Below are 6,247 nucleotides of genomic sequence, written 5' to 3'. Positions count from 1 at the left end.
CGCGCTTGGACGAGGCATAGATAAGTTCGTGATTGACAGGCGGTGTCTCGGACAGGATGCCGAGCCAGCCGAACGGATAGAGTTTTTCATATTCGCGCCGCACATCCAGGGGGATCGACTGGCGGCTGACGCCATGAAACCCGTCGCAACCGGCAATGAAATCGGCGTCGATCCGGCGGTCCTTGCCATCGACCGTAAAGGTAACATGGGCGGCGTCGGTATCCGCGCCATGAATGACAACGTCCTCGACCTCATAGATGATCTTGCCATTCGCCGCCTCGCGTGCCGCGTAAAGGTCGCGGGTCACCTCGGTCTGGCCATAGACGATCACCGACTGTCGGGTATGGGCGGCAAAATCAATCCGGAAGGTCTCGTTCTCGTAAGAGACCAGCGCGCCATCATGGCGATAGCCTTCGGAATGCAGGCGTGTCGCCACACCCGCTTGTTCCATGAGCCTCACCAGCCCCTGTTCAAGCACACCGGCGCGAATGCGCCCCAGGACATAGTCCTTGGTCTTGCGTTCCAATACGACGCTGTCGATGCCATGCACATCGAGAAGTTGCGACAACAAAAGGCCCGACGGCCCGCCGCCAATGATGGCAACCTGTGTACGCATGTGATCCCCCTCCGCTCCTTGTGTTGAGCATGCATTGCCATTACGGTTATGTAAAATGAGCATTTCGCAGCTATACTTGCAAAAAATGGAAACTATATGATTGATAGACGGCTCAAGGTGCGCCACCTTCAGGCCTTCGTTGAAATTGCTCGACAAAAAAGCCTGAAACGCGCCGCCGAAATCCTGAACCTGACACAGCCCGCGATTTCCAAGACCCTTAAGGAGCTTGAGGACATTGCCGGTGTCACCCTTCTGGAGCGAAGCCGGGGCGGCGTCGTGATGACGCTAGAGGGCGATGTTTTCCTGCGCTATGCCACCAGCAGCCTGACGGCGATTGATCAGGCGATGACCAGCATTTCGGCAATCCGCAAAGGCGAGCGCGGCAGAGTGGCGGTCGGCGCATTGCCAAGCGTGGCGGCGCGGATGCTGCCGCAGGCGGTACAGCTTTTCACGCGCCTCGCGCCCAATGCCACGCCACAGGTCGAGGATGGCCCGCATGGGTTTCTGGTGGATCGCCTGCGCGCGGGAAAGCTTGATCTTGTGATCGGTCGGTTGGGCAAGCCGGACACGATGAAGGGGATCTCGTTTACCCAGCTTTATGCAGAGGATGTCGTGGTCGTCTGCGCCCCCGGTCATCCGTTGGCCGAGGCCGGCGCGCTGACCGATATTGGCGATTATCCGGTGATCTATCCGCCAAAAGATGCCGCCATCCGCCCGCTGGTTGACCGGATGATGATCGCAGACGGGATGGGCGATTTCCCCCGTCGGATTGAATCCGTTTCGGCCGCCTTCGGGCGCGGCTTTACGCTTGGCGGGGATGCGCTCTGGATCATTTCGACCGGGGTGGTGGCCGGTGATATTGCCGCCGGGCGTTTGATTGCCCTGCCGATCAAGACAGGGCTGACGGCGGGGCCGATCGGGGTCATGGCCCGCGCCGAAGACGACCTGACCCCGCTTGCGCAAATGTTTCGGCAAGCGGCGATTCGGGCGGTCGAAGACCTTGCGCTTTCCTAGGGCTCAGCGCAGCCCGTTGCGCGCAATATGGGTGGCAAGATCAAGGATCACCTGGCCGCGCGCCTTTGCAATCGCCTGTGGCCCGCCTGCCGGATCAAACGGCACGGCAAGGTCAAACAATCCCGCGCGCTCGCGCCCGCCATCGCTGACGCCGACGAAATACTGACCCGAGGCGCGGAACTGACCGTCGGCACCGGCGACGAGGCTTTCAAAACGGGTTTCAAGTCGGGCATCGGGAAAGGCCTCGAACGGCCAGGGCGCCGAGGCGACACGTGCGCCGGTCAGTTTTGACAGGTTGCGTGCCAGATCAAGTGCAATGGCACGTTCGGGCGAATCTGCCCAAAGCGCGGTGCCATCGGTGACAAGCTTGCCGTCGGCATCCTGGATTGCGATCTCATCGGCAGCGGCATAGCTTGGCAGGGATACCTCGCGCACCTCGACCGCACGGAAGGCGATGCGAAGCGTTTCACTCACCTCGGGGGCGGCCACGGAATAACGATCCGGCGCCGCACCACAGCCCGCTATGGCAAAGGTGAGTCCGATCAGGGCAGGCTTGAGTAAGGTCATGGTCATCGTCCCCGTATAAGTGCGGTTGGATTGCGTTCCAGCATCCGTGCCAGCGATGTCATCGCATCCGCCGCTTTTGAGATGTCACGCAACGCGGCCTGCGCGTCACGGCTTAGGGTTTCGCCCTTGTTATACCCGGCGATGGTGGCGCTCGCCTGATCAAAGACGCGGCGAATACGATCCACAAGCGCGGGCAGGTCCTGGGTCGAGGCGGCGACCGCATCGGCGGCCTGACGCGTTGACTCCAGCGTCGCATTGACATTGGCCACGGCACCGCCCTGCCGCAATTCGGCCAGCGTCGCGTTGATCTCGTTCAGCGCCGCGCCAAGATCGGCGGGCAGCTGGCGGGCGGCCTCGGTGCCAAGGATTTTATCTGCCGAAGCGGTCAGCGCCGTCAACTGTGTCGTCAGCTCGTTAAGCGGCAGCGCACGTGCCGATGCCGCCACAGCCTCAAGCTCGGTCACGAGGGCGGGCACGCCTTCGACCGAGGCGGTGACACCCTTGGCCGCGTCGGCGGCGGCATCGACCGCAGCGGCAAGCCGGGTTGCAAGCTGATCCTTTTCAAGCTGCGCCAGAAGCGTTTCGAACCGGCCAATCGCGGCGTTCAGAGTGACCGGAATGTCCTGCACATCCTGCGAGGTGACGATACCGCGCACATCGCCCAGAAGCGCGCGAAGGTCCTGTGGTGTCTCGCGCAGGTCCTCGTCCGACACGAAGGCCTCGGCGCTGTCGAGGAATTCGATCGCACTGTTCAAAAGCTCTTCGATCGGCAGGTTGTTGATCCGGTTGAACACACCTTCAACCGTGGCGGCGGCATCGGAAATTTCGCTTTTGGTTGTCGGGATGATCGGCACGATGCCATCGCCGGTCAACATTGGCGCCGGTGGGGCGTCATCGACCTGCACCAGCTCGACCTTGAGGCCCCCGGTCAGCAGGCTGGCCGAAGCGAGCCGCGCGCGCAGCCCCTCTTGAATGCGCCCCGACAGGAACCGGAGCGCCGCTTCGGGTGTTACCTCGTTCTGAAGGCCAAGACGGGCGGGCTGAATCGACAGCACCGCATTCAGACGCACGCGGTCGTCGCCGAAGGCATCGGCATCAATCACGCCCGACACGCTCTGGACCTTGCCGATCTTGAGGCCGCTCAGTTCGACCGGGGCATCGACGGCGAGGCCGGAAATGTTGCTGTCAAACACCACACGCATTTCAAGGGTTTCAACCTCTGAGGCGTTGAACAGGCTGTTGCGCGCCGAGGGTTCGTCGGCAAAGACCTCGAACACGGTGCCATCGCTGACCGGATCGCCGCCCGACACGAAGGTGTCAAAGGTAAGTCCGCCGCCGACCAGCGTGGCGAAAGAGGAAAAGTCGATTTCCGCGCCGGTTGGCCCGACGGAAAAAGTAAAGCCCGAGGTTTCCCAGAACCGGGTCGAGGGCGAAATTAGACGGCTGTAATCCTCATAGATGATAGCCTCGGCAATCGCGAAGTTGCCCTCTTGTGAAATGCGTGCCTTGCCGACGCGCCCCACTTCGATGCCGCGAAACAGGATCGGGCTATTGTCGGTCATGGTGCCGCCCGGCGTGGTCCGCAGCGCAAGTTGCAGGCCCTTCTGGCCGGATTTGTAAAGCGGCGCTTCGACGGCCCCCTTGAAACGGGTCCGCTCGGGGCCGATGGCGCTGTCCCAGGACCCTTCGATATAGACGCCCGACAACACGGTATCGAGGCCGCTGATGCCGCGGGTGGTCAATTCCGGTTGCACCACCCAAAAGGTCGAACCCGCATCGACATAGGGTGCGACGGTCTTGTCAAGCCGCACATGCGCCACCACCGAGCCAAGGCCGGGGGAAAAGGTGACGTCTTCGACGATCCCGACGGACACATCGCGATAGCGAAGCTCGGTCTGCCGCTTGGCAATCCCGGCGCCATCGGTGAATTCGATCTCGATCAACGGGCCGCGCGCGTTATAGGACTGCCAGGCGACAACAAGGGCGATCGCCAGCGCCAGGAACGGAATCGCCCAGACCATCGACACCCGCCCGATCAGGGATTTGGGCGCGGCTTCGATTGCGACGGGGGGAGGGGTCTCAGTCATTGGCAGAGTGTCCTTCGGGTTTGGACTGCAAATCCCAGATCATCCGGCTGTCAAAGGCCTGGGCAGAGAGCATGGTAAAGATCACCGACAGGGCGAAGAACAGGCTCGCGCGACCGGGATTGATGGCGGCCAATGTGTTCAACTGTACCAGCGACGACATGATCGCAACCACGAAGATGTCGATCATCGACCAGCGGCCAATATATTCGACAACCTCGTAAAGCCGCTGACGCTGGTGCTTTGATACGGCAGAAACGCGGGTGACCGAAATCGCGAGAAAGGCGATGGCCATGAACTTGGCAAGCGGGATCACGACACTTGCCACCAGAATGATGGTGGCGATGCCGATTGCGCCATGATGTACAAGCTCGATCGCGCCGCCGACAATGGTGTCTTCCTGCACATTCAAAAGCGTGCGGGTCTGAAGCATCGGATAGACATTGGCGGGCACATAGCACATCAGTCCCACCAGCCAGAGCGCCCAGACCCGTTGCAGGCTTTTGGTGTCACGGGCGATGATCGTGCTGCCGCAACGCGTACAGGTTTGCCTGCCCGCCGGCCAGACCTTGGCACAGCGATTACAGGCCACGACACCAAGGTCGCGGGCGCTTATGATGTCCGGGGTTTGTCCAGCGATTTCCATACTGACCACCTGCACAGGAAATTGTCCTGCACCACCACAAGGACAACAAGCGCGGCAAACATCCAGAAGGCCGGGCCAAAGGTAACATCCGCAAGGTCGCTGATCTTGATCAGCGCCACGGCGCAGCCGATTGCAAAGATTTCGGCCATCGACCAGGGCCGGAGCGCCTCTGACAGGCGAAACGCCTGCGCGGCACCACGCGCGGGCGGGCGATCCATCACGATCGGCACAAGCACGTAGATCGACAAAAGGACACGTGCCAGCGGCACAAAGAGGATAAGCGCCGCCGTTGTCAGCGCGAGGGCAATCAGCGGCCCGTCGCTAAAGGCGAGGGCAGCATCAAGAATCGACACCGAATTACTGGCCCCGGCCGCATTGATCGACAGGAACGGAAACACCGTGGCGGCCGTGATCAGGATCACGATGGCCAGCGAGACGGCGATGATCTGAAGCCCGGCCTTGCGGCGTGGCGTGATCAGGGCGGTGCCGCAACGCTGGCAAACGGCGCGCTCGCCCGCGCCCGGACGCTCAAGACGATAGGCGGCGTCACATTGTGGACAGACGATCATCTCGTCGAGGGGAATCGGGGGGACCACACTCATTCCGTCTGAATACCCTGTTTACACACGCAGCGACATAGCCGATCCAGATGCCCACGCGGGCAGGCGGATTCCAGTCGGCGAAATGGTGGAAAAACTGGTCGGGCTGAGAGGATTCGAACCTCCGACCCCCTGCTCCCGAAGCAGGTGCGCTACCAGGCTGCGCTACAGCCCGACCGTGAGACAGGCGATTATACCCGGTGGCGTGGCTTTGCAAGCGGGTTTTGGCGGCATGGCGCTGGCAAAGCGGCTGTAAAGTGTCATTGACAGGTCAGGGTGCGCGCGGGTTACTCTTTGCGCGTAACAAAAGGCAAGGCCGCGCGCCGAAAGGATAAGCCCATCGCCCCGCATCACCGCCACCATGTCGACAAGGTTCTGCAAGAGTCGCAATCGGGCTCGGCCCCGGCCCGCTCGCGCATTGCGGCATCCTGGCGGCGTTCGATGCTCAAGCACGGGCTTGATCCTGCGGAACGCCGTGCACCGGGACGGGTCGAGGCAGATGACCTCGCGACGCGACGCGCCGGAATGGAACAGTTCCTCCAGGTGGCCGCGCCCAAGCTTGATCAGCTGTTCGGCCTGTTGGGGCAGTCGGGCTGTGCGGTGCTTCTGACCGACGCGCAGGGCGTGGTGCTTGATCAGCGATGTGGCGAGGGCGATGCCGATATTTTCCAAAGTTGGGGCCTGTGGGAAGGCGCCGACTGGTACGAGGAGGCCGAGGGTA

Annotated in this window: 6 protein-coding genes, 1 tRNA gene and 1 pseudogene; 2 read left to right on the top strand and 6 right to left on the bottom strand. The window is 61.9% G+C overall.

Annotated features, from left to right (window positions below; genetic code table 11):
• The coding region (locus QZ522_RS16915; protein ID WP_294614309.1) for an FAD-dependent monooxygenase at positions 1–616 on the bottom strand (616 nt) is incomplete at its 3' end.
• Between the two features lie 96 nt (positions 617–712).
• Here QZ522_RS16915 and pcaQ point away from each other — a divergent pair.
• Positions 713–1,630: a pca operon transcription factor PcaQ gene (pcaQ, locus tag QZ522_RS16910; protein WP_294614307.1), complete on the top strand. Its 918-nt coding sequence runs from the start codon at positions 713–715 to the stop codon at positions 1,628–1,630.
• Between the two features lie 3 nt (positions 1,631–1,633).
• On the opposite strand, the gene QZ522_RS16905 is transcribed toward pcaQ, so the two are convergent.
• The 5 genes from QZ522_RS16905 to QZ522_RS16885 form a co-directional block, all read right to left on the bottom strand.
• The gene (locus QZ522_RS16905; protein WP_363319862.1) at positions 1,634–2,203 is read right to left on the bottom strand and encodes a PqiC family protein; all 570 of its coding nucleotides are present in this window, start codon (positions 2,201–2,203) and stop codon (positions 1,634–1,636) included.
• Entirely contained in the window at positions 2,200–4,284 is a 2,085-nt protein-coding gene (locus QZ522_RS16900) for an MlaD family protein (RefSeq protein ID WP_294614304.1), read from the bottom strand. Before QZ522_RS16900 ends, QZ522_RS16905 begins: the two co-directional genes overlap by 4 nt.
• Entirely contained in the window at positions 4,277–4,927 is a 651-nt protein-coding gene (locus QZ522_RS16895) for a paraquat-inducible protein A (protein WP_294614301.1), read from the bottom strand. The genes QZ522_RS16900 and QZ522_RS16895 overlap by 8 nt, the downstream gene beginning before the upstream one ends.
• Positions 4,894–5,529, bottom strand: coding sequence for a paraquat-inducible protein A (locus QZ522_RS16890; RefSeq protein ID WP_294614298.1), 636 nt, complete (start codon positions 5,527–5,529; stop codon positions 4,894–4,896). The genes QZ522_RS16895 and QZ522_RS16890 overlap by 34 nt, the downstream gene beginning before the upstream one ends.
• Before the next feature lie 95 nt (positions 5,530–5,624).
• Positions 5,625–5,701: transfer RNA gene (locus QZ522_RS16885), tRNA-Pro, on the bottom strand.
• A 119-nt stretch (positions 5,702–5,820) separates the two neighbouring features.
• On the opposite strand from QZ522_RS16885, the pseudogene QZ522_RS16880 reads away from it, so the two are divergent.
• Positions 5,821–6,247, top strand: a pseudogene (locus tag QZ522_RS16880) (sigma-54-dependent Fis family transcriptional regulator); the annotation flags it as partial.

Source organism: uncultured Roseovarius sp. (assembly GCF_913054395.1).
Lineage (GTDB): Bacteria > Pseudomonadota > Alphaproteobacteria > Rhodobacterales > Rhodobacteraceae > Roseovarius.
This window is presented reverse-complemented; position numbering and strand designations above follow the sequence as displayed.